This is a genomic window from Enterococcus sp. AZ095a (assembly GCF_050546735.1).
GTDB classification, from domain to species: Bacteria; Bacillota; Bacilli; order Lactobacillales; family Enterococcaceae; genus Enterococcus_D; species Enterococcus_D entomosocium.
In genome coordinates, this window is sequence record NZ_CP172953.1 from 2,699,120 (window position 1) to 2,720,162 (window position 21,043).

The window sequence follows — 21,043 nt, forward strand, 5'->3', positions numbered from 1 at the left end:
AGAGGTTACTCCACTTGAAATTCCTGTTGGACAAGCTTTAAAGCAGCTGCGATCGTATCGTCCATATCATAATAGCGATAGCTGGCTAGGCGCCCACCAAACAAACAATTTTTTTGCTGTTGCGCTAATTTTTCATACTTGCGATACAATGCATTATTGCTTTGATCGTTAATTGGGTAGTAAGGAATATCTCCTTTCTTCCACTCTTTCGGGTATTCTTTAGTGATAACTGTTCTTTTTGACACCACTGGACAAAAATGTTTATGCTCAATGATTCGCGTATAGGGCGTTTGACTGTCTGTAAAGTTCATGACGGCTGTTCCTTGGTAATTATCCGTGTTATAGACTTCAGTTTCAAAATGTAAAGACCGATAGGCCAACTCGCCATAACAATAATCGAAATATTGATCAATCATTCCAGTATAAACAATGTTCTTAGAAGAGGATTCATGTCGTGTGCGATCTGCAAAAAAATCAGTCTCTAAAGAAACATCAATCAGTGGATGTGTAAGCATTTTTTGAATCATTTGTGTATAACCCAATTTAGGTATTCCTTGAAAAATATCCGTAAAATAATTGTTGTTAAAGGTATACCGGATCGGCAGCCTTTTGATAATAAAAGAAGGAAGAAGATCGCATTCTCGTCCCCACTGTTTTTCAGTGTAGCCTTTGATCAGCTTATGATAGATGTCTGGTCCGACTAAAGAAAGAGCCTGTTCTTCTAAATTTCGTGGTCTTTTTATTCTTGTCTTTTCAATTTGAGTCATTATTTTGGTACGAGCTTCAGCAGGATTTTTGGTTCCCCACAGTTGGTAAAATGTGTTCATATTAAAAGGAAGATTATATAGCTCGCCTTGATAGTTTGCAATAGGAGCATGAATGTAGGGATAGAATTCAGTAAACTGATTGATATAGTCCCAAATTTTTTTACTCGATGTATGAAAAATATGCGCACCATACTTATGTACGTCGATTCCTGCTTGTTTTTCTGTATAACAATTACCGCCAATATGTGTCCGTTTTTCCAACATTTTCACTGTATGTCCCCGTTTCGCTGCTTCATGAGCAAAAACTGAGCCAAAAAGACCTGTACCAACGATCAAATAATCATAAGCCATTTTTTTCTCCTAAAAACTATTTTCTTTTATTATAGGATTTTGATAAGTCAGAACTATAATTTCTTTTTTTTGAAAAAGAAAATATAGAAGAAATGACTACCTTCTGTTATCTTAAATGATTGGTCATTGTCTGCACTGAATGAATCGAGGCAACAAAAAAGCTCTGAAATCGCAGCAGCTGACTGTTAAATCAACCGCTGCTCTTTCAGAGCAAAGCAATAATCGAAAGATTATTTATTTTTTAAGTTGTAGAAAGCTTGCAAGCCTTTGTATTCAGCAACTTCACCAAGTTGGTCTTCGATACGTAGTAATTGGTTGTATTTTGCAATACGGTCAGTACGTGAAAGAGAACCAGTTTTGATTTGGCCAGCGTTTGTTGCAACAGCGATATCAGAGATTGTTGAATCTTCTGTTTCACCTGAACGGTGAGAAACTACTGCAGTGTATCCAGCTTCTTTCGCCATTTCGATTGCATTGAATGTTTCAGTCAATGTACCGATTTGGTTAACTTTGATAAGGATTGAGTTACCGATACCGTTTTTGATTCCTTTTTCAAGGATTTCAGTATTTGTAACAAACAAGTCATCCCCTACTAATTGAACTTTGTCGCCTAAGCGTTCAGTTAATAGTTTCCAACCATCCCAATCGTTTTCATCCATACCGTCTTCGATAGTGATGATTGGGTATTTGTTAACTAATTCTTCTAAGTAGTCAACTTGTTCAGCAGCAGTACGTTTTACGCCGTTTTCGCCTTCAAATTTAGAGTAGTCGTAAACACCGTTTTCGTAGAATTCTGATGATGCACAGTCAAATCCTAGATATACATCTTTACCTGGTTCTAAACCAGCAGCTTTGATTGCTTCTAAGATTGTTTCAACACCGTCTTCAGTTCCTTCAAAACGAGGAGCGAAACCACCTTCGTCACCTACTGAAGTTTCTAAACCACGTTTAGACAAGATTGATTTCAAAGCGTGGAATACTTCAGTACCCCAACGTAAGCCTTCTTTGAATGTAGGTGCGCCTACAGGCAAGATCATGAATTCTTGGAAAGCGATTGGTGCGTCAGAGTGAGAACCACCGTTGATGATGTTCATCATAGGAGTTGGCAATACTTTTGTATTGAATCCGCCTAAGTAGTGGTATAAAGGTACTTCTAGGTAATCAGCAGCTGCACGAGCAACAGCGATAGAAACACCAAGAATCGCGTTTGCGCCTAATTTGCCTTTGTTAGGAGTTCCGTCTAAAGCGATCATTGCTTTATCGATAGCCATTTGGTCACGTACATCGTAGCCGATGATAGCTTCTGCAATGATGTTATTTACATTGTCAACTGCTTTCGTTACACCTTTACCGCCATAACGAGCTTTGTCGCCATCACGTAATTCAACTGCTTCGTGTTCACCTGTTGAAGCTCCTGAAGGAACCATTCCGCGGCCGAAAGCACCTGATTCTGTGTAGACTTCTACTTCGATAGTTGGGTTACCACGTGAGTCTAAGACTTCGCGTGCGTAAACATCAGTAATAATTGACATGTTTTGTCTCTCCTTTGAGTTTGTTTTATCTTAAGGGGAATACCCCTTGCGAACAACTTAATTGTAGTGAAAAAATCACGATTCTGCAAATGTTATTTTCATGAAAATGAAATTATTTTACAGCATCTAATAATGCTAGGAATGAATCAGCTTGCAAGCTTGCGCCGCCAACTAATGCTCCGTCAACATTTTCTTTTGCCATGTATTCAGCAATGTTTTCAGGTTTTACAGAACCGCCGTATTGGATACGCACGCTATCTGAAACTTCTTTGCCGTATAATTTTTCAACGGTTTTGCGGACAACGCCACAAATTTCGTCTGCGATGTTTGCATCCGCTGATTTACCAGTACCGATTGCCCAGATTGGTTCGTAAGCAATCACAAGATTACTTACTTGACCGTCTGTTAAACCGTCTAAGCCAGCAGTGATTTGTCCTTCGATCCACTCCGCTGTTTTGCCAGCTTCATAGGTTTCTAAAGATTCACCACAGCATAGGATTGGAATCATGCCGTTTGCAAAGATTGCTTTGGCTTTTTTGTTGATGTCTTCATCTGTCTCATGGAAGTATTCACGACGTTCTGAATGACCAATGATGACATAGTCAACACCTAGATCTGCTAAAGCTGCTGGTGAAGTTTCGCCAGTAAAGGCACCTTCATTTTCCCAGTAGCTGTTTTGAGCAGCAATTTTTAATTCTGTTCCTTCAGCAGCATTCACTAATGTTTCTAAGAATAAAGCTGGCGAACCGATCACAGAGTCAACTGTCTCGTTGCTAGGAATTTTTGTTTTGACTGCTTCAGCAAATTCTTTTGCTTCTTTCGCAGTTTTGTTCATTTTCCAGTTTCCGGCAATAATTGGTTTGCGCATGTTCTGGCACTCCTTTTCGTTATCAAGCGTGCAAAGAAAGTTCTTTGCACGGCTTGTCATTGATTATTTATCGTTGATCGCAGCTAGGCCAGGAAGTGTTTTTCCTTCTAGCAATTCAAGGCTGGCACCGCCACCTGTTGAGATGTGGGTAAATTTGTCAGCAAACCCTAATTGTTCTGCTGCAGCTGCAGAGTCACCGCCACCGATGATCGTTGTTGCATCTTCAAGGTTGGCAATTGCTTCACAAACACCAATCGTACCGTTTGCGAAGTTAGACATTTCAAACACACCCATAGGTCCGTTCCAAACGACTGTTTTTGCGCCTTTTAATGTTTCAGCAAACAAAGCGATGGTTTCAGGTCCGATATCTAAGCCCATTTGTCCTTCAGGAACATCACCAGTATGTTCTTCTGTTGGGACATCATTTGAAAATTCAGCAGCAGTGATTGAATCAACTGGTAATACTAATTTATCGCCAGCTTTTTCGATCAATTCTTTTGCTAATTCTACTTTATCTGCTTCCACAAGAGAATTACCGATTTCCATGCCTTTTGCTTTGTAGAACGTATACGTCATTCCGCCGCCGATCAAGATTTTGTCTGCTTTAGGAATCAAGTTTTCGATTACGCCGATTTTATCAGATACTTTTGCTCCACCAAGAATCGCGATCATTGGACGTTTTGGTTCTTCGACTGCTTCCCCGATGAATTTGATTTCTTTTTCCATTAAGAAACCAGCAACTGTTGGGATACCTGTTGAAGCGATCCCTACGTTTGAAGCGTGTGCGCGGTGTGCGGTACCAAAGGCATCATTTACAAAAACATCGCCTAAAGAAGCCCAGTATTTGCCTAGTTCAGGATCGTTTTTGCTTTCTTTTTTGCCATCGATGTCTTCAAAACGAGTGTTTTCAAAAACAACGACATCGCCATCTTGCATGTTGTTGATCGCTGCTTCTAATTTTTCGCCGCGGGTTTCATCAACGAATGTTACTTCTTTGCCTAACAATTCGCCAAGACGTTTCGCAACTGGCGCTAAAGATTTTCCAGCTTTATCTGCTTCTTCTTTCACACGACCTAAGTGTGAGAAAAGAATTGCTTTTCCGCCGTTTTCGATCACATAATTGATTGTTGGTAATGCTGCTTTGATCCGTGTATCATCTCCGATCACTCCATCTTTCAATGGAACGTTGAAGTCCACACGTACAAGAACTTTTTTATCTTTTAAATCGATATCTTGAACTGTCATTTTAGCCATGAACAGATTCCTCCTAGCATAATTGTTAAAAAAAGCGGAGAAGCGCGATGCTTCCCCGCTTTCTCTTGCGATGGTTTAAATTAAAGTCGTTCGCAACTCTTATAGGTTAGCGAAGTATTCTAAAGTACGTACTAATTGTGCAGTGTATGACATTTCATTGTCGTACCAAGCAACAGTTTTAACTAATTGTTTGTCGCCAACAGTCATAACTTTTGTTTGAGTTGCATCAAATAATGAACCGTAAGTCATACCAACGATATCAGAAGAAACGATTTCGTCTGTGTTGTAACCGTAAGATTCGTTTGAAGCTTCTTTCATTGCTGCATTGATTTCATCAACAGTTACTTCTTTGTCAAGAACAGTAACTAATTCAGTTAATGAACCAGTTGCAACAGGAACACGTTGAGCAGCACCATCTAATTTGCCGTTCAATTCTGGGATTACTAAGCCGATCGCTTTAGCAGCACCAGTTGAGTTAGGCACGATGTTTGCAGCAGCAGCACGGGCACGGCGGAAGTCACCTTTAGGGTGTGGTCCGTCTAGAGTCATTTGGTCACCTGTGTAAGCATGGATTGTAGTCATTAATCCTTCAATCACACCAAATTTGTCGTTCAATGTTTTCGCCATAGGAGCTAAACAGTTTGTTGTACATGAAGCACCAGAGATAACTGTTTCTTCACCTGTTAAAGTTTCATGGTTTGTGTTGTAAACGATTGTTGGAACATCGTTTCCACCAGGAGCTGAGATAACTACACGTTTTGCACCAGCTGTTAAATGTTTTTCAGCAGCTGCTTTAGAAGTGAAGAATCCAGTACATTCTAACACGATTTCAACACCTAGTTCGCCCCAAGGCAATTCTTCAGGGTTGCGGTTAGCTAAAACTTTGATTTCGTTTCCGTTCACATTGAATGAACCTTCGTGAACTTCAACTGTACCGTTGAAACGTCCTTGTGTTGTATCATATTTTAACAAGTGAGCTAACATTTTAGCGTCTGTTAAGTCATTGATAGCCACAACTTCGATTCCTTCTACTTCTTGGATACGACGAAATGCTAAGCGTCCGATACGTCCAAATCCATTAATACCTACTTTAACTGTCATTTAAGATTTCCTCCTTATGAAAATCATAAAAATATTTATTTTAAAGGGTTGCCCCTTTTAAAATCTCATTTGCGCAAGCTTCATCGGTGATGAGCCAGGTTTGTTTTGGTGCATTTTTCATGTATGCATTGACCGCTTTGGCTTTTGATTGTCCGCCAGCGACCGCAAAAATGATTGGGACTTTTTGTAAATCTTTTAATTGAAGTCCGATTCGAGGAACTTTGTAAACGACCTCGCCTGCTTCGTTAAAGAAATACCCAAAGGATTCTGCAACTGCATTTTTTTGTTTCAACATCAGAATTTCTTGTTCTGACATTTTTCTTCGAGCCGCCATATGCAACGCCCGTCCAATACTATGAATAACACAATTTGCTTGACTTATCAAGTTTAAGACATCAACGATGGCGGGTTCTTTCAAGAGAAACTCGTAGGTGTTCATGCTTAATTGTTCTGGTACAAACAAGGAGCGATAATCGCCATTTGTCTGCATTGCCATCACCGAGCTGACAGAGTTTGCTTGCACGTTGACTGATTCTCCGATACCACCACGGGCTGGAACAAACAAGTTATGACGTTTGGCGGTTTCCAAATTACCCAATTCCTCGGCAACTTTCGCCATTGTCGTCCCTCCCATTACTGCGATGGTGTTTTTGCCTTCTGGCAATAAGAGATCCAACGATTCATTCAGCAACTGGCCAAATTCAGCAATAACTTTCGGTTGTCGATCACCATCGCCGCTCGCAATCAAACAACGTTCGATGCCAAAGGTCTCTGATAATCGTTTCTCGATTTGGTGCATTCCGAACAGCTGATCCATCAGTGCACCAATCTTCGTGTACACTTCTTCTCCGTAGGCGGTCAATTGCATGCCGCTTTTTGAAGAGTCGATCAGTTTCAGCTTTTTAAGGATATCTGTTTCCGTCCTCAACACGCGTTCCGTCATTGATAAACTTTCCGAAAGTGTCCGGCGGCCAACGGGCTGCATCCAATAAATATTTCTTAAGATACGGTAACGTTCCTGGAGTACAGCGAGAATATCCGGGGTGATTGCCTCAATCAATTTTAATTCATCGAGCATTTTATATCCTCCCGTTGGACAATTTTCGTCCTACAATGACTTAAAATGACCCATCGATTGCAAAAAAAATTTAAATCTGTTTCCTACACCAATAATAGTAGCACTTATCGCCTTGATACGCAACTATTTCAGTCACAAAATCTTGCTTTTCATAAAATCGTCATAATTTGAAAAAGAGGAAAGGATCGATAAAAAAAGGAAAGGCTTTGCTGCCTTCCCTACTCATCGTTAATAGTAAGTTTTGCTTTACTCGAATCGTTTCCGCTTGGAAGAACCAGGGATATTCATGGCTTCACGATACTTTGCCACCGTTCGTCTAGAAATATCGATGCCTTGGGCTTTGAGGGCATCTGTCAACTTTTGGTCTGACAATGGTTTGTTTTTATTTTCTTCATTGATCAGTGCTTTTAGCTGCTGTTTGATCGATGCCGTCGTCAGGTCATCACCGCTTTCTTGCGTCGAAACTTTCTGTCCAAAGAATAGTTTTAATTCAAACACCCCAAAGGAGGTCTCCAAGTATTTCCCATTGACTGCCCGGCTGACCGTTGATTCATGAATTCCTAATTCTTCGGCAACTTCTCTTAAAACCAATGGCTTTAATGGTCGATCTGGTTGAGTGAAAAACTCCTTTTGCCGCGCAACGATCTGCACCCCGACACGATAGATGGTATCCCCTCGTTGCAGCAAGGTCTTCTTTAACCACTCGAACTCTTGGGCTTTATTGTCTAAATAACTTAAGACTTCTGGATCACCGCTTTGCTTCAATTGGTCAAAGTACTGCTGCTGAAAGCGAACCTCTGGTAAGGCGCGTTTGTTTGATTTCACGATCGGTTGTCCTTTTTCAACCGTCACTCGCAGGTCAGGAACGATGTAAAGCCCATCGGTCGACCCAAACGCCGCCCCTGGTGTGGGGGTCAATGTTTGAACATAATCAAAGACCTTTTGAATCTCAGTTAATGGAATCTGCAGCGCTTTGCTGATTTTGTCCCACTTGCGCTCTGCCATTTCCGTGAAGAATTCTTCTAAAATGAGATAAGCCATTGGCGGCGCATAGTCATCTCTTTCCGTTTGCAGCATCAAACACTCTCTTAGATCACGAGCACCGACTCCTGCCGGATCCAGTTGCTGGATCAAGGTTAAAGCATCAAGCATTTGGATCGGCGTCCCCCCGACAAGCTTCCCAGCTTCTTCCAAATCAATCGTCAAAAAGCCGTTTAAATCAATGTACTCGACTAAAAATAAAACGATCGTCCGCAAAAAGGTGTCGCGGTAATTTAAATGAACTTGATCAATGAGGTGTTCGAATAAAGACGTGTGCTGATCAGGGATCTGGCTTAAGTAATCCATTATTTGTTCTGACGAGCCGCTGCTCTTGCTTGGTGTGATGGGCGAATCATATTCCCCCAGATCAATCAACGGATTTTCTAATGCCTGGTTATCTATGAAGGACAATAATTCATCTGCAGAAAATTGCAGCACTTGGATCGATTGCTGTAATTTCTGCGTCATAGCAAGCTTTTGCGTCTGTTTTTGTTGTTGTGAAAATTGCTGTTGAAATTTCATCATTCTACCTCTTGTTTTTTTCACTGAAATTGGTTAAACTAATATTTGTGCTTCGCGCCTTTAGTGTAGTGGATATCACGTAAGATTCCGGTTCTTGAGACGGGGGTTCGATTCCCTCAAGGCGCGTTTTTTCTTTTCGTTACAAGTATACTCGATTCAAATCAATAATTCAAAAGCACTTAGGGACCGCTGATGCGGTTCCTTTTTTATTTGTATCTATGTAAGAAGGCGAACTCGTCCTTCAACGATTAAAAGCTGCTTGCAGCCATAAGGCGAAAAAAAGAAGAGGATTACTCCTCTTCTTCCTCTTCATCCGCAAAATCATCTTCATCATCGTCATCGATAATGGTGAGATCTTCCTCAATGCTGTCAGGTAATTCTTCTTCATCATCGGTGCTATTGTCGGCGCCGATTTCTTGCAAGTCTGAATTGTATGCCGAGATTTCTTCATCCTCGTCATCATCATCATCAAAGAGATCATCTTCTTCGTCATCTGACAAATCAGTATCCTCAGGATCATCATCGTTATAATCGATTGCATCTTCATCATCGTTGATAAAGGCATTGACTTTTTTACGTTTGCGACGACGTGGTGTATCTTCATCCTCGTCTTCGATGCCATGGTTGACTTCTTCATCGATCGAATCAATGGCGTACCATGAACGTAAGCCCCAACGATTGTCGCCTAAAGAAATAAAACTACCGTCGATATTCAAGTCTGTATAAAACTGCGCCAATGAATCACGAATCTCGCTGTCTGAAGTTTCAAGATAGTTTTGAATTTGGTTGACCAAATCAGAAAAATCCATCACGTCACCGCGCTGCTCTAAAATCGCATGGGCAACTTCAATCATCGACAATTCGTTTTTATTTACACCTTCAAATACATTAATTTCCAAACGGGACACGTCCTTTCACAGTCTACTCCTAATCATACAAAATTACGTCTCAAATTGCAATTTTTTCTTTCAATTTCCCTTTGATTAAGCGGTAAATTCTAAAGACAGTTTGTATTCGCCGACTTTGTCAGCAGCCATGAACAAGTCATAATCGATATCGATCTTTCCCGAGTATGGACGGTCTTTCAAGCTAACGTGCAAGTGATTGGTGAAGGTGTGGAACATCATCAAGCCATACGGGGTTTGATAACTCGTCTCTAAACGTTCCTTATAAGAAAATTTCAAGCGCATGCGCATTTCCCCTGAGCGAATCAATTGAATCAATCCGTCTGGCATAATTTTCATCGTAACGGGAATGTCGGTGCCGTCTGGCTGGATCTCTTTGTAACGGAGATATAAGGTATCACCGATCTTGACTGCTTGTCCTTGCAGATCAAACAGAAAGTTCTCTGTTTCCCCTGCTTGACGTACATTGGTTGTTAAATGAATCGAGATTGGGATTCCTTTTGATAATTCTTGCATGTACGTGTGCCTCCTTTGAAGATTTCAGTTTCATTCTTGCTTTTTTTCATTCGTTTGTCAATCATTTCAGTTGATTCTCCTTAGTCTATTTCTTCATTGAAAATAAAAAAAGAAAACAATAGCAAGTTTTCATTCTTTTCTCCAAGTAATTTTCCAAGAATCGTATATAATAAGGATAACAGGTATTTTAAAGGAGTTTAACCGATTTGACTATCTATGTAATGGATCAAACCTTACCACGTATCCACAATCCTTATGAGCCGTTTGCCTTCACCGATGTTGCCACCGAAGTTGCTGGCAAACAGGAACAAGTTTATTGTCATTTTTGGCAGTTGTCCGATACGATGATTTTAGGCATGAAAGATACCCGGCTGCCTTTTTTGACAGATGGTCTGCAGGTTTTGAAAGAAGCTGGCTATGCCTCGATCATACGCAACTCAGGGGGGCTTGGCGTAATTAATGATGCCGGTATTTTGAATGTCTCCCTCATCTTCCCTAAACATTTGGCTGCCACCACAGATGCAGCCTATGAAATGATGGCGACATTGCTGCAAACCGCCTTTCCTGAGCGGACAATTTTGGCTTATGAAATTGCTGACTCGTATTGCCCAGGCACCTATGACCTGAGTATTGATGGGAAAAAAATTGCTGGTACAGCACAACGACGAATCAAAGACGGCGTGGCTGTCATGATGTATCTGAGTGTCAACGGCGACCAACCAGCCCGCGGCTCTCTCGTTCGTCGTTTTTACCAAGCAGGTTTGAAAGAGCGCTTTGGTACAGATGGCTATCCAGCCGTCAATCCTGCGAGCATGACCACTTTAGAAGCGGCCCTCGGCCGTAAGTTTACCACACACGAGGTGACTGACCGCTTGCAAAAAGCCCTGCTTTCCTTGATCACAGACCAATCCCTATATCCGCTTGAATCACTGGATCAATGGCGGACAGAAAATAACCTTAGCGAACAAATGCAGCAACGCTTAGCTGGCATGGAAAAGCGAAACCAACCAATAAAGGAGTTTAGCGATGAGCCTACCATATAAATATCAAACCTTAGCGATAGAAAAAGTATTTCGTGATCCTGTTCATAACTATGTCCATGTACAGCACCAAGTGATTTTAGATTTGATCAATTCCAAAGAAGTGCAGCGTTTGCGGCGCATCAAACAGCTTGGAACTGCTTCCTTTACCTTTCACGGAGCAGAACATAGCCGCTTTTCTCACTCCTTGGGCGTTTATGAAATCAGCCGTCGCATTTGCGATATTTTCCAACGCAATTATTCCCTTGAAAAAGTCGGACCAAACGGCTGGGATGATAAAGAGCGTTTAGTGACCTTGTGTGCAGCATTGCTTCATGATGTGGGCCACGGACCATACTCCCACACCTTTGAGCACATTTTCCATACAGACCATGAAGCCATCACAGTGGCGATCATTACTTCTCCTGAAACGGAAGTTCATCAGATATTGAACCGAGTGGAAGCTGGATTTCCTGAGAAAGTCGCAAGTGTTATCACTAAAACTTATCCAAATCCTCAAGTCGTTCAAATGATTTCTAGTCAAATCGATGCTGATCGGATGGACTACTTGCTGCGCGATGCTTATTTTACCGGCACTGAATACGGCACGTTTGATCTGACCCGAATTTTACGAGTGATTCGTCCGTACGAAGGCGGTATTGCTTTTTCTATGAATGGCATGCACGCTGTGGAGGACTACATCGTCAGTCGTTACCAGATGTATGTGCAAGTTTATTTCCATGCGAGTTCTCGAGGGATGGAAGTGATCTTAGCCCATTTGCTGGATCGAGCTGCAGAACTGTATCAAGTGGATTCAGAATTGTTTCAAGGCCATTCGCAGCTGCTTCTCCCATTTTTAAAACAAGAATTCACCTTAGATGAATACTTGAAACTCGACGATGGCGTTCTGAATACCTACTTTACCCAATGGACGGAAGAAAATGATCCGATCCTCAGCGATTTGGCCAAGCGGTTCTTAAATCGTAAACCGTTGAAATCCGCCCGCTTTGACGATGAGACGCAGTTGCCTATGATTGAAGAAATGCAGGGACTGGTGGAAAAAGTCGGCTTCAATCCCCGCTATTATACTGCCATCAATTCAAGCTTCGATCTGCCTTATGATTTTTATCGGCCGACTTCAGGCAAACATCGGACACAAATCGAATTACAGGAAAAAGATGGTTCCCTTGTGGAATTATCCCAAGCCAGTCAGCTAGTTGCAGCTTTAGCGGGACAAACCCAAGGTGACCAACGCTTTTATTTTCCAAAAGAAATGATTGACCCCAACATCCAAAATCACTATGATTTATTTGGAGAGACGTATCAAGAGTTTGCCAAGCACATTCGCAATGGTGCTTTGATCAAACCAAGCCACTAGGAGGAACTTATGAGTATCAAATTGATCGCCATCGATATCGATGGTACCCTGTTGAACAACGACCGCAAGATCACCCCAGCCGTTTACAAGGCATTGAAAGACGCTGAAAAGCAAGGTGTACGCATCGTTTTGTGTACGGGACGCCCTTTAACTGGTGTCCAAGATTTATTAAAGGAACTAGACTTATTTACGGACAATGATTTCGTTATTACTTATAATGGCTCTTTGGTTCAAAAAACCAAAAACCAAGAGATCATCTCTGAATTCGGCTTGTCCCAAGATGACTATCTCTTTGTTGAGATGACTGCGAGAAAATTAGGGGTTCATCTTCATGTAGAAACCGAAGATACCATGTATACCGCTAACCGCGATATCAGTCCTTATACGATTTATGAAGCCTTCTTAGTCAACATGCCATTGAAATATCGGACACCAGAAGAAATGACTGCTGACTTGAATATCATCAAAATGATGATGATCGATGATCCCGAAAAACTTAATCAGATCATCCCACAATTGCCGAGCAGTTTGACGGACAATTACAATGTGGTCAAAAGTGCTCCTTACTTCTTGGAAGTTCTAAATAAACAAGCCCATAAAGGGGCTGCTGTCAAAAAATTGGCGGAGCACTTAGGCATCAAACAAGAAGAAGTCATGGCGATCGGCGATAACGAAAATGATTTAACCATGGTGGAATACGCTGGTATCGGTGTGGCGATGGCCAATGCCACTGAAAACGTGAAAAATGCCGCAGATGTCCTAACTGCATCAAACGAAGAAGATGGTGTGGCAGAAGTAATCAACAAGTATGTTTTAGCAAATAACTAAGTGTAAAAGGCAGGTTTCCTTTTTATCGGAAGCCTGCCTTTTTTATTTTGCCAACCATTGTTCAACTGCCCATTTATGGCTGCCGCGTTTCAATCGCTGAATCGCTTCTTCTGGCGTATGCCATGACAACTGATTGTTTTCTTCTGTCGGTTCACAGACTTTTTTCCATTTGGTCATTAAATAGAAATAGCCGGGATGATGGTAAAATGTATCGCGATGGCGTGAATAGAAGTATTCAACTGCCTCCCCTAAATAGGCAGCGATCTCCCCTTCAAATCCAAGTTCTTCTATTAATTCTCGCTGGATCGCTTCTTCTTTGGTCTCATTTGGTTCAATTTCACCGCCTGGTAAAAAATAGGCGCCATTGGGTGCTTGTACCAAGATCACTTCATTTTTTTCATTTGGAAGAACGACATACGCGCCATATCTTGATTTGTATGGTTTCCCCGCTTCTTTTTCCCCGAACACAATTTCCTTTTCTGGCATGATTCCCTCCACCAACACTTTCTTTCCATTTTACCCTATGCCAATAGTCTGGACAAGCTGGAAATAACGCTCTGTTGTCTTTTATTCGTTATAAAATGATAAAATATGTTATCATACAACTATCAAGATCGAAAGGATGATTTACCCATGAAAATGGCTCACACTTGTGTCCGCGTCAAAGACTTAACGGCTTCTCTAGATTTTTATCAAACTGCCTTTGGTTTTGAAGAATCTCGCCGTCGTGATTTTCCTGAACATCAATTTACTTTGGTTTACTTAACATTGCCTGGAGATGACTACGAGCTAGAGTTGACATATAACTATGACCATCCTGGCTATGAGTTAGGCGACGGCTATGGCCACATCGCCATCAGTACCGATGATCTAGAAGCGCTTCATGAGAAGCACCAAGCTGCCGGATTTGACGTCACTGACTTGAAAGGACTACCAGGGACTTCTCCATCTTACTATTTTGTGAAAGATCCTGATGGTTATAAAATCGAAGTTATTCGCGAAAAATAAAGCGAAGATGCTCGAAAAAAGGACCTCGTGTCCTTTTTTCTTTTCGTTCCATTTACTTATAGAAAGGTTTGATCAAATGAAACCCATTATCGGCATCGCTGCTAATGAACGGCCAATGATTGAAGAAGCAGAACATTGGTTGTCCTATACACCCAAAAATTTTGTCACCCATATCCAACAAGCCCAAGGCATTCCCCTAATATTACCAATGGGTGTCGTGGAAGATGCTGCGACTTACATCTGCAAAATCGATAAACTCTTGTTAGCCGGTGGTCATGATGTCTCCCCTGATCATTATGGCGAAGATCCTCATCCTTTGATTCAAGGCATTCATCCTGATCGTGATGTCTTTGAATTGGCATTGATCAAAGAAGCAGTGGCTCAAAACAAACCCATCTTTGGAATCTGCCGCGGCATGCAGTTACTAAATGTCGCATTTGGTGGGAGTTTGTACCAAGATCTCTCTTTGATCGATCACCCAACGATCAAACACGTGCAATTACCAACGTTCTTTCAATTCCCTACACATCGGGTGGAAATCAAGGCAGACAGTCGTTTGGCTGCTCTTTTAGGCACAACCTATCAAGTCAATTCTTTTCATCACCAAGCAGTCAAAACAGTTGCAGATGATTTCAATGTGACCGCCACCGCTCCTGATGGTGTTGTTGAAGCCATTGAATCCACCGCCTATGGCGCACCGATCTTAGGCATTCAGTGGCATCCTGAGCTAGCCGCTCACAAGCTGCCTTCTGAGCAATCGATCTTCGACTTTTTTGTGCAGGAATTCTAAAGGCCTGCACCTTGTTTTCTAGATGCTAGCCAATAAAAAACGCCCGATCACAAAAAGGATCGGGCGTTTTGTTTATTTCTCATTTTTCATTAACACCAGTGATTGTTTCAACGTTGCCAAGATGCCATTGTCGTTATAGATCAAGACATTTGATTTGTACATTTTTGCAGAAACCAGCATCAGGACGATCGTGGTAACAGCAAGGATCCCTACTGAAATCAACGCTCCGCCAATCCCCACTGTATCATTAGCAAGCCGTACTGGCATAATATACGAGGACAAGAATGGGATATAAGAAGTTACTCGTAAAACAACGTTATGCGGATCCATACCGCCTAGTACGATTCCTAGCATATACCCGCCCAACGAAAGATACGTCACTGGAATAATGGCTTTCGCCGTATCTTCTGCTTTGTTCACTAACGACCCGCAAAGGGCTGACAAGACAGAATAGATCAAGATTCCTAAGAAGACGAAAACGATCGCAAACACGAGGAAAGGACCAAAAATGCCATCTGATGAAAAACTTGCCAATAAGTCTTTTACCATGGAGTTGTCCTTGATCCAGAAATAACTCCCGCCAAAAATCGCAACATACGCAACTAGCTGGGTCGCTGCAACCATGATCACCCCAGTTAATTTGGCGTAGTAATGGGTTTGTGCTCGCGTACTAGACAAAATGACTTCCATAATGCGCGTTCCTTTTTCAGAAGCAATTTCTTGCGCAATGATTTGTGCGTAAGTGATGATAAAGAAAAAGAGAACGATTGTTGCGATGGTACTAACTGCTGCTTGCATCGCGGTATTATCTTCTCCATAGGTCATTTCGCCACCTTCACTGAAGGAAACTTTTTGCCGGTCAAGTGGTGCAACTTCACTAAGAACTGCCACTTGCTCAGCAGTCAAACCAAGCTCGCTAGCTCGAAAGGATGACTGCAAGCCCGTCAATAATTGTTGGATCGTCAGCTCTAAAGCTTGCCCCATCGAGGACTCGCTTAATAATTCCCCTTGCAGCGTATCCCCTGAAGCAGTAATAACTAACAAGGCATCAGCATCTTTGTCAGCCAACTGTTGTTGTCCTTGTTCTTCGCTTTCCACAACTTCAAATTCATAATCATCGCTACTTTGCTCCACAAAGGTCTGCGCAATGGCTGGTTCATTCGCATAAACGACAATTTTATCCACACTGCTCATACCATCGGCAAAGTAACTAATCAGATAAAATCCGCCCATTGCAATGAATGGAACCAATATCATAATCAAAAACGAAATTGATTTGATATTTTTCTTATAAACATCTAATGCGATTACCCAAAACTTATTCATTTGTTTTTCCTGCCTTCCGCTTAAAGATTTCTTCTAACGTTGGCGGTTGTTGATTGAACATAGGGATATAACCATCCGCCGTCGCTAAATCAAATAAGGTTTTTCCTACTGCAGGATCAGCGATCGTAATATCATAGCTGCCGTCTTCTCTGGCAATGACTTCCTCAACACCTGCCACTGCCAAAAGCTGTTCTTTCGTCAAATTAGACTCCAAATAAACTTTCGTTCGTCCAAAGGATTCACGAATTTCATGGACCTTTCCGTTTAAGACAGTTTGACCATCCCTTAGCATAATCAAGTGGTCACAGATTTTTTCTACGTTATCCATATTATGACTGGAGAAGATGACACAAGAGCCATTTTTTTTCAGTTCAATGATCCCGTTTTTCAACAGTTCCGCGTTGACTGGGTCTAAGCCACTAAACGGTTCATCTAGAATCACTAATTTTGGTTCATGGATCAACGTTGAAATTAGCTGAACTTTTTGCTGATTTCCTTTTGATAAAGATTTGACTTTATCAGTTTTCTTGCCTTTGACTTTAAACTTGTCCATCCAATAGTCTATTTTGGGTACGATGTCTTCTTTCTTTTTGCCACGTAAACGCGCGAAGTAGATCAATTGATCTTCAATCGTGACTTTTGGATACAAGCCGCGTTCTTCTGGCAGATAGCCAATAAGATTGTATTCTTTTTCACTAATTTTGTGACCATCCCATAATACTTCTCCTTGATCGGCTTTCAAAAAATCCAAGATCAATCGGAATGTCGTCGTTTTTCCTGCTCCGTTTTGACCAATTAATCCCATAATCTGACCATCATTGATGGTAAAAGACAATTGATCGACTGCTGTATAATCCCCAAATGTTTTTACTAGCTGTTTTGCTTCTAACACATGCTCACCTTCCCTGTCTAATAAAATATGTCACTAAAGAAAAAACCGATAATGGCACCAACGATTGCTCCTGCAACCATCAAGATGATAGAGTCGCGGATCACCCGTTGGCGTTTCGCCAGTTTCTCTGGTTCATTGTAATAACTTGCTCGATTTTTGTATAAAAATTTCATCAAAATCGTGGTCAATCCTACCCCTATCGGAATAAATACTAGCCCAGTAATCAATCCTAGCCCAAAGGACCAAAAGGGATTTGTACGAATATTGAAATAACGAATGGAAAAATAAATTACTGCTAAAATTGCTAAACTGACCACTGAAAACAGAATCGATTTTTTCATCAAATAGCGCGTCTCATTATCGATTCGTTCTTGATAGCTTTCTTGATCGCTGAAAATCGCTGGTGTATCCGGAGATGCTTTAAAATAAAAATACCGATCTTTATAATTGCTGATATAGGTCCAGCCCCCAGCTTGATACATCGCTAGGTAATCAACGATCTCAGAAGGATCTCCTTCGAAAAAGTCCACTGCATATTTGGTCGTTTCCGATTTTCCTTTGATAAACTTCAAAAACCCTAACCGATTCATCTTCACAAAATGCCAGCCCATTGACGCTTGTTTTTGTAAACGAACCATTTCCTTTTCCGGATAATAGGCGACTCCAAGAGAAAGAAGATATTTCTTATTGATGCCCATCTTGTTCCCCTCCTAACGCTTCGAAGACCTGTTCTCCGATTTGATAAAATAGTTTGCGTCGCTGAATATCTTTCTCCAGAACCTGTCTTCCTTCTGGTGTAATCTGATAGATTTTTTTTCGATCGACGCTTTCTTCTAAATCGATCCACCCCTTTTTCGTCAGCTTTTTCAAAATCGTATACATCGTCGCGGGGCCAATCTCAAATGTTCCTTGGCTTAGCTCATGGATTTGTTTCATAATGACATACCCATGTTTTGGCTTTAAAAGCGCTAATAAAATCAAATAGGTTGAATCTGTCAATGCCTCATCCATTTGATTCCTCCATCCCACTAACTATATCACTTAATGATATATTATCGAATGATATAGCCAGCGTCAATCTTTTTTTTTGGGAAAATAAAAGCCGTCTCCGTTGACGGAAACGACTTTTGATCATTAATTAGCAATTTTGACAGGCGTATTATAAGGCATGTTATAGTAAAACCATTTGGCATCCGGCACTGCTAATCGAATACAGCCATGAGAAGCCCGAGTGCCTAATTTTCGTCCTTCAACGGAACTAAAAGCATTGGTGGACCAAGCGATACTCGTTGGGATCGTATGGAATAAATAGACCCCATGGTCTTTAAAGGAACGGTAGTAGGCGGCTCCTGAAAAAGCTAAGCCTTTTTCTGCTTGGATGCGAAAATTCCCTAAAGGTGTTGGTGTATTGAAGGCACCGGTCGAGCAAAGCATCGTATAAATCACTTTATTCCCTGATTTGATATAAACCCGCTGTTTGCTGATGGATACTTCAATATTTAAGTTTTGAACGTTTAATGAAGGATATTTTCCTCCAGTAGTATACATCCAAAAGTTACTATTTACATTTGTGGTTTGATTTTCCTTGACCCAACCGATTCGACCGGCTGGCGAAACGAGATACAGGTAGTTGCCATCACTCGTTTTTGCTAGTTTGGTCGCTTGTGCCATATACCCTTTGTAGGCACTCTTTTTCCCAAGTTTCGTACTATTTGGATCAGCTTTTTCAAAGAAATTGCCATCCCCATTCTTGACGACCACGTAGCGGCTAATGTTGCTTTGAGAGGTGATCGTATGGGCATTAGTCACCCCACTTGCATTGATGTAACCCAGCCACTTGTTATTGAGATAAAGTGAATAGTAGGTGGAGCCGTTGAAATGTTGATATTTCCCAGTAACTTGAATATTCTTGTTCATATAATCAGCGCTGCTGCCTTTTTTCTTCGCAAAAGCTAAATCTTGCCATAAGGTATAATTCTTACTTTTTAGGCGGACTGTGCGTTTTTCACTTTGCCAAGTACCGCCTTGATTGTTGGCAACCGTTGCTGCATCGGCATTTAAGTAGCCGATCCATTTTCCGTTAGCATCATAAAGGGACAAGTAGACACCGCCATTGACATGGTTATATCTTCCTTTTGCAAGATAGGTTTTTCCCGCTAATTTCGTTGTAGTATTTTTCTTACTCGACCAGCGAAAATTGCCCCAAATCGTGTAATTTTTCTTGGTCAATGTCACATATTTTCCGTAGGATTGATAGGCACCTTGTGCATCCGTCGTTAACTTAACACCCGAGGCATTGATATAGCCTAGCCATTTATTGTTATTTGTATAAAGGGAATAGTACGTCGACCCATTCAAGTGACGATATTTACCAGTAACTTTGACTGTTTTGCCATTTAAAGCGGCTGTCGTTCCTTTCTTCGCTGTCCAATTAAAATTTTGCCATAGCGTATAATTCCCGCTGATGATCGTGGCATATTTTGATTCAGACTGCCATGCACCACCAGGAGTTGTCGCTAACTTAACACCGGCGGCTTTTATCCAACCGATGAGAACATTTTTATTTGAATACAATGCGTAATAGACTACGTTATTATTCGTCGTGAATACTTCTTTGATTTCAAAGGTTTGACCATTAATGCTTGAAGAGGTGCTCGTTTTTTTATCTAAAAACACATCTTGCCAAAGCGGTTCTTTCGCACTTGTGATGGTTGCATATTTCTTCTCGGTTTTGAAGGTTCCGCCGGCAACTTTCACTGCTGCTTCTGCTACGACACCGATAACCTTTTGATCGTCGCGAATTTCAAGATAGGTCTGCTTATCGGTATCTTGATACCGTTTGACACTACGGTATACCTTGCCAGCTAATTCATCGATCGTTCCTTGTTCGATCAATTGATCCTTCTCAAAACGGTAAAGGATGTTTTGCGTTTCAGGATTGGCTGCTGCAACCGGATTGATTTTTACATATTGGTTTTTATCTGCAATTGATTCAACATCAATGATCCCTAAGTCTGGTTCTTCCGAAGTTTCTTCCGTCGATTGAGTAGATGAATCTTGGGTGATCTCGGTCTGACTGGTCTCAGTCGTAGCCGTGCCAGTACTTGACGTTGTTTCTGATGAAGAGGTAGACGTTGATGAGGACTCTGTTGCCGTACTTGACTCTATACTCTCAGTGCTGGCCTCTTGAGATGATGCTGTGCTTTCTTCTGAGAAACTTTCTGACGTCGTCTCTTGCGCAGCGAAAGAAGCTGTTGTCGAATCCCCTTCATTTGCTGCATAGACTTGTGTGATCGTTCCTACGGTGGGTGCAACCAGTACCCCAACAATCGCAACGCCTTGAAACAACCCGCGTTTCAACTTTTTCATTTTTATTCCCCCTTCAATCCTATTTTGGTATCACTTTCTTACTATATAAACGAGATATTTTTTAGTGCCACTCCCCACTTTAAGTATACCACTGCCGAAAGAAATATCTAAAAAAAACCTCCCAAAAACAAAAAAGCAATAGCCTCTTTCGGCTATTGCTTCAAAAACACTTATTCTATTACATATGTTCCGCAACTAAAGCTTTCAATTGATCTTTTGTATGCACCCCAATTGCTTTATCAACGACTTGACCGTCTTTTTTCAACAACAAAGTAGGAATAGACATGATCCCGAATGAAGCAGGTGTTTCAGGATTTTCATCCACATCCATTTTCACGATCTTCAATTCGTCTTCCTCATATTCATTCGCTAATTGTTCCAAGATCGGCGCTTGCATACGACAAGGGCCACACCAAGTTGCCCAAAAATCAATAAGGACTAAGCCTTTATCGGTTTCTTCTGAAAAAGTTTTATCGGTTATTTCTTTTGCCATCGTAC

At 41.3% G+C, this 21,043-nt stretch carries 21 protein-coding genes and 1 tRNA gene; 6 read left to right on the forward strand and 16 right to left on the reverse strand.

Annotated elements, in window-relative coordinates; all coding sequences use genetic code 11:
• Window positions 1-5: 5 nt before the first annotated feature.
• The 7 genes from glf to rpoN all read right to left on the reverse strand — a co-directional run bounded on the left by glf (window position 6) and on the right by rpoN (window position 8,517).
• A complete protein-coding gene (glf, locus tag IGJ26_RS12370; RefSeq protein ID WP_086316476.1) occupies window positions 6-1,118 on the reverse strand; it encodes a UDP-galactopyranose mutase in 1,113 nt (370 codons plus the stop codon).
• A gap of 230 nt (window positions 1,119-1,348) precedes the next feature.
• On the reverse strand, window positions 1,349-2,650 hold the full coding sequence (gene eno, locus IGJ26_RS12375; protein ID WP_005234360.1) for a surface-displayed alpha-enolase: 1,302 nt from the start codon (window positions 2,648-2,650) through the stop codon (window positions 1,349-1,351).
• A 112-nt stretch (window positions 2,651-2,762) separates the two neighbouring features.
• Window positions 2,763-3,518, reverse strand: coding sequence for a triose-phosphate isomerase (gene tpiA / locus IGJ26_RS12380; RefSeq protein ID WP_008380860.1), 756 nt, complete (start codon window positions 3,516-3,518; stop codon window positions 2,763-2,765).
• Window positions 3,519-3,581: 63 nt separating this feature from the next.
• Window positions 3,582-4,772, reverse strand: a complete 1,191-nt coding sequence (locus tag IGJ26_RS12385) for a phosphoglycerate kinase (protein WP_005234355.1) — start codon at window positions 4,770-4,772, stop codon at window positions 3,582-3,584.
• 99 nt (window positions 4,773-4,871) lie between these two features.
• Complete coding sequence (gene gap / locus IGJ26_RS12390; RefSeq protein ID WP_008380858.1) at window positions 4,872-5,873, reverse strand: type I glyceraldehyde-3-phosphate dehydrogenase; 1,002 nt, start codon at window positions 5,871-5,873, stop codon at window positions 4,872-4,874.
• Window positions 5,874-5,913: 40 nt separating this feature from the next.
• The gene (locus IGJ26_RS12395; protein WP_005228675.1) at window positions 5,914-6,951 is read right to left on the reverse strand and encodes a sugar-binding transcriptional regulator; all 1,038 of its coding nucleotides are present in this window, start codon (window positions 6,949-6,951) and stop codon (window positions 5,914-5,916) included.
• Window positions 6,952-7,197: 246 nt separating this feature from the next.
• Window positions 7,198-8,517 carry an RNA polymerase factor sigma-54 gene (rpoN, locus tag IGJ26_RS12400; protein WP_176257008.1) on the reverse strand — a complete coding sequence of 440 codons (1,320 nt, stop codon included), beginning with the start codon at window positions 8,515-8,517 and terminating at the stop codon, window positions 7,198-7,200.
• 51 nt (window positions 8,518-8,568) lie between these two features.
• On the opposite strand from rpoN, the gene IGJ26_RS12405 reads away from it, so the two are divergent.
• Window positions 8,569-8,640 (forward strand) — tRNA-Arg (locus tag IGJ26_RS12405).
• Between the two features lie 164 nt (window positions 8,641-8,804).
• On the opposite strand, the gene rpoE is transcribed toward IGJ26_RS12405, so the two are convergent.
• Both rpoE and IGJ26_RS12415 read right to left on the reverse strand, forming a co-directional pair.
• Complete coding sequence (rpoE, locus tag IGJ26_RS12410) at window positions 8,805-9,413, reverse strand: DNA-directed RNA polymerase subunit delta (RefSeq protein WP_005234347.1); 609 nt, start codon at window positions 9,411-9,413, stop codon at window positions 8,805-8,807.
• An 84-nt stretch (window positions 9,414-9,497) separates the two neighbouring features.
• The gene (locus IGJ26_RS12415) at window positions 9,498-9,935 is read right to left on the reverse strand and encodes a DUF1934 domain-containing protein (RefSeq protein ID WP_005234346.1); all 438 of its coding nucleotides are present in this window, start codon (window positions 9,933-9,935) and stop codon (window positions 9,498-9,500) included.
• A gap of 221 nt (window positions 9,936-10,156) precedes the next feature.
• Between IGJ26_RS12415 and IGJ26_RS12420 the strand changes: the two genes are divergently transcribed.
• Genes IGJ26_RS12420 through yidA form a run of 3 tightly spaced genes read left to right on the forward strand, consistent with a single transcriptional unit; the run spans window position 10,157 to window position 13,160 of the window.
• Window positions 10,157-10,978 carry a lipoate--protein ligase family protein gene (locus IGJ26_RS12420; RefSeq protein ID WP_034878392.1) on the forward strand — a complete coding sequence of 274 codons (822 nt, stop codon included), beginning with the start codon at window positions 10,157-10,159 and terminating at the stop codon, window positions 10,976-10,978.
• A complete protein-coding gene (locus IGJ26_RS12425) occupies window positions 10,962-12,332 on the forward strand; it encodes an HD domain-containing protein (RefSeq protein ID WP_008380856.1) in 1,371 nt (456 codons plus the stop codon). The genes IGJ26_RS12420 and IGJ26_RS12425 overlap by 17 nt, the downstream gene beginning before the upstream one ends.
• 9 nt (window positions 12,333-12,341) lie before the next feature.
• Window positions 12,342-13,160: a sugar-phosphatase gene (gene yidA, locus IGJ26_RS12430; RefSeq protein ID WP_005234343.1), complete on the forward strand. Its 819-nt coding sequence runs from the start codon at window positions 12,342-12,344 to the stop codon at window positions 13,158-13,160.
• A gap of 42 nt (window positions 13,161-13,202) precedes the next feature.
• On the opposite strand, the gene IGJ26_RS12435 is transcribed toward yidA, so the two are convergent.
• Window positions 13,203-13,646, reverse strand: a complete 444-nt coding sequence (locus IGJ26_RS12435) for an NUDIX hydrolase (protein ID WP_008380853.1) — start codon at window positions 13,644-13,646, stop codon at window positions 13,203-13,205.
• 147 nt (window positions 13,647-13,793) lie between these two features.
• On the opposite strand from IGJ26_RS12435, the gene gloA reads away from it, so the two are divergent.
• Both gloA and IGJ26_RS12445 read left to right on the forward strand, forming a co-directional pair.
• Window positions 13,794-14,168, forward strand: a complete 375-nt coding sequence (gene gloA / locus IGJ26_RS12440; protein WP_005234340.1) for a lactoylglutathione lyase — start codon at window positions 13,794-13,796, stop codon at window positions 14,166-14,168.
• 76 nt (window positions 14,169-14,244) lie between these two features.
• Entirely contained in the window at window positions 14,245-14,958 is a 714-nt protein-coding gene (locus tag IGJ26_RS12445; protein ID WP_194199262.1) for a gamma-glutamyl-gamma-aminobutyrate hydrolase family protein, read from the forward strand.
• 72 nt (window positions 14,959-15,030) lie between these two features.
• Here IGJ26_RS12445 and IGJ26_RS12450 read toward each other — a convergent pair whose 3' ends face one another.
• From IGJ26_RS12450 to trxA, 6 genes are all read right to left on the reverse strand, one after another.
• The gene (locus IGJ26_RS12450; RefSeq protein WP_008380850.1) at window positions 15,031-16,284 is read right to left on the reverse strand and encodes an ABC transporter permease; all 1,254 of its coding nucleotides are present in this window, start codon (window positions 16,282-16,284) and stop codon (window positions 15,031-15,033) included.
• Window positions 16,277-17,176 carry an ABC transporter ATP-binding protein gene (locus IGJ26_RS12455; protein WP_005234329.1) on the reverse strand — a complete coding sequence of 300 codons (900 nt, stop codon included), beginning with the start codon at window positions 17,174-17,176 and terminating at the stop codon, window positions 16,277-16,279. The genes IGJ26_RS12450 and IGJ26_RS12455 overlap by 8 nt, the downstream gene beginning before the upstream one ends.
• A gap of 17 nt (window positions 17,177-17,193) precedes the next feature.
• On the reverse strand, window positions 17,194-17,874 hold the full coding sequence (locus IGJ26_RS12460; protein ID WP_005234326.1) for a DUF2812 domain-containing protein: 681 nt from the start codon (window positions 17,872-17,874) through the stop codon (window positions 17,194-17,196).
• Window positions 17,861-18,187, reverse strand: a complete 327-nt coding sequence (locus tag IGJ26_RS12465) for a PadR family transcriptional regulator (protein WP_005234324.1) — start codon at window positions 18,185-18,187, stop codon at window positions 17,861-17,863. Before IGJ26_RS12465 ends, IGJ26_RS12460 begins: the two co-directional genes overlap by 14 nt.
• Before the next feature lie 123 nt (window positions 18,188-18,310).
• Window positions 18,311-20,545 carry a L,D-transpeptidase family protein gene (locus IGJ26_RS12470; RefSeq protein WP_086316477.1) on the reverse strand — a complete coding sequence of 745 codons (2,235 nt, stop codon included), beginning with the start codon at window positions 20,543-20,545 and terminating at the stop codon, window positions 18,311-18,313.
• A gap of 178 nt (window positions 20,546-20,723) precedes the next feature.
• Window positions 20,724-21,038 (reverse strand): thioredoxin, encoded by a 315-nt coding sequence (trxA, locus tag IGJ26_RS12475; protein WP_005228645.1) that lies wholly within the window; start codon window positions 21,036-21,038, stop codon window positions 20,724-20,726.
• Between the last annotated feature and the right edge of the window lie 5 nt (window positions 21,039-21,043).

Coding starts and splice junctions, on each gene's coding strand:
- glf (WP_086316476.1), bottom strand. CDS start 1,118: ATGGCTTATGATTATTTGATCGTTGGTACAGGTCTTTTTGGCTCAGTT.
- eno (WP_005234360.1), bottom strand. CDS start 2,650: ATGTCAATTATTACTGATGTTTACGCACGCGAAGTCTTAGACTCACGT.
- tpiA (WP_008380860.1), bottom strand. CDS start 3,518: ATGCGCAAACCAATTATTGCCGGAAACTGGAAAATGAACAAAACTGCG.
- IGJ26_RS12385 (WP_005234355.1), bottom strand. CDS start 4,772: ATGGCTAAAATGACAGTTCAAGATATCGATTTAAAAGATAAAAAAGTT.
- gap (WP_008380858.1), bottom strand. CDS start 5,873: ATGACAGTTAAAGTAGGTATTAATGGATTTGGACGTATCGGACGCTTA.
- IGJ26_RS12395 (WP_005228675.1), bottom strand. CDS start 6,951: ATGCTCGATGAATTAAAATTGATTGAGGCAATCACCCCGGATATTCTC.
- rpoN (WP_176257008.1), bottom strand. CDS start 8,517: ATGATGAAATTTCAACAGCAATTTTCACAACAACAAAAACAGACGCAA.
- IGJ26_RS12415 (WP_005234346.1), bottom strand. CDS start 9,935: ATGCAAGAATTATCAAAAGGAATCCCAATCTCGATTCATTTAACAACC.
- IGJ26_RS12420 (WP_034878392.1), top strand. CDS start 10,157: ATGGATCAAACCTTACCACGTATCCACAATCCTTATGAGCCGTTTGCC.
- IGJ26_RS12425 (WP_008380856.1), top strand. CDS start 10,962: ATGAGCCTACCATATAAATATCAAACCTTAGCGATAGAAAAAGTATTT.
- yidA (WP_005234343.1), top strand. CDS start 12,342: ATGAGTATCAAATTGATCGCCATCGATATCGATGGTACCCTGTTGAAC.
- IGJ26_RS12435 (WP_008380853.1), bottom strand. CDS start 13,646: ATGCCAGAAAAGGAAATTGTGTTCGGGGAAAAAGAAGCGGGGAAACCA.
- gloA (WP_005234340.1), top strand. CDS start 13,794: ATGAAAATGGCTCACACTTGTGTCCGCGTCAAAGACTTAACGGCTTCT.
- IGJ26_RS12445 (WP_194199262.1), top strand. CDS start 14,245: ATGAAACCCATTATCGGCATCGCTGCTAATGAACGGCCAATGATTGAA.
- IGJ26_RS12450 (WP_008380850.1), bottom strand. CDS start 16,284: ATGAATAAGTTTTGGGTAATCGCATTAGATGTTTATAAGAAAAATATC.
- IGJ26_RS12460 (WP_005234326.1), bottom strand. CDS start 17,874: ATGGGCATCAATAAGAAATATCTTCTTTCTCTTGGAGTCGCCTATTAT.
- IGJ26_RS12465 (WP_005234324.1), bottom strand. CDS start 18,187: ATGGATGAGGCATTGACAGATTCAACCTATTTGATTTTATTAGCGCTT.
- IGJ26_RS12470 (WP_086316477.1), bottom strand. CDS start 20,545: ATGAAAAAGTTGAAACGCGGGTTGTTTCAAGGCGTTGCGATTGTTGGG.
- trxA (WP_005228645.1), bottom strand. CDS start 21,038: ATGGCAAAAGAAATAACCGATAAAACTTTTTCAGAAGAAACCGATAAA.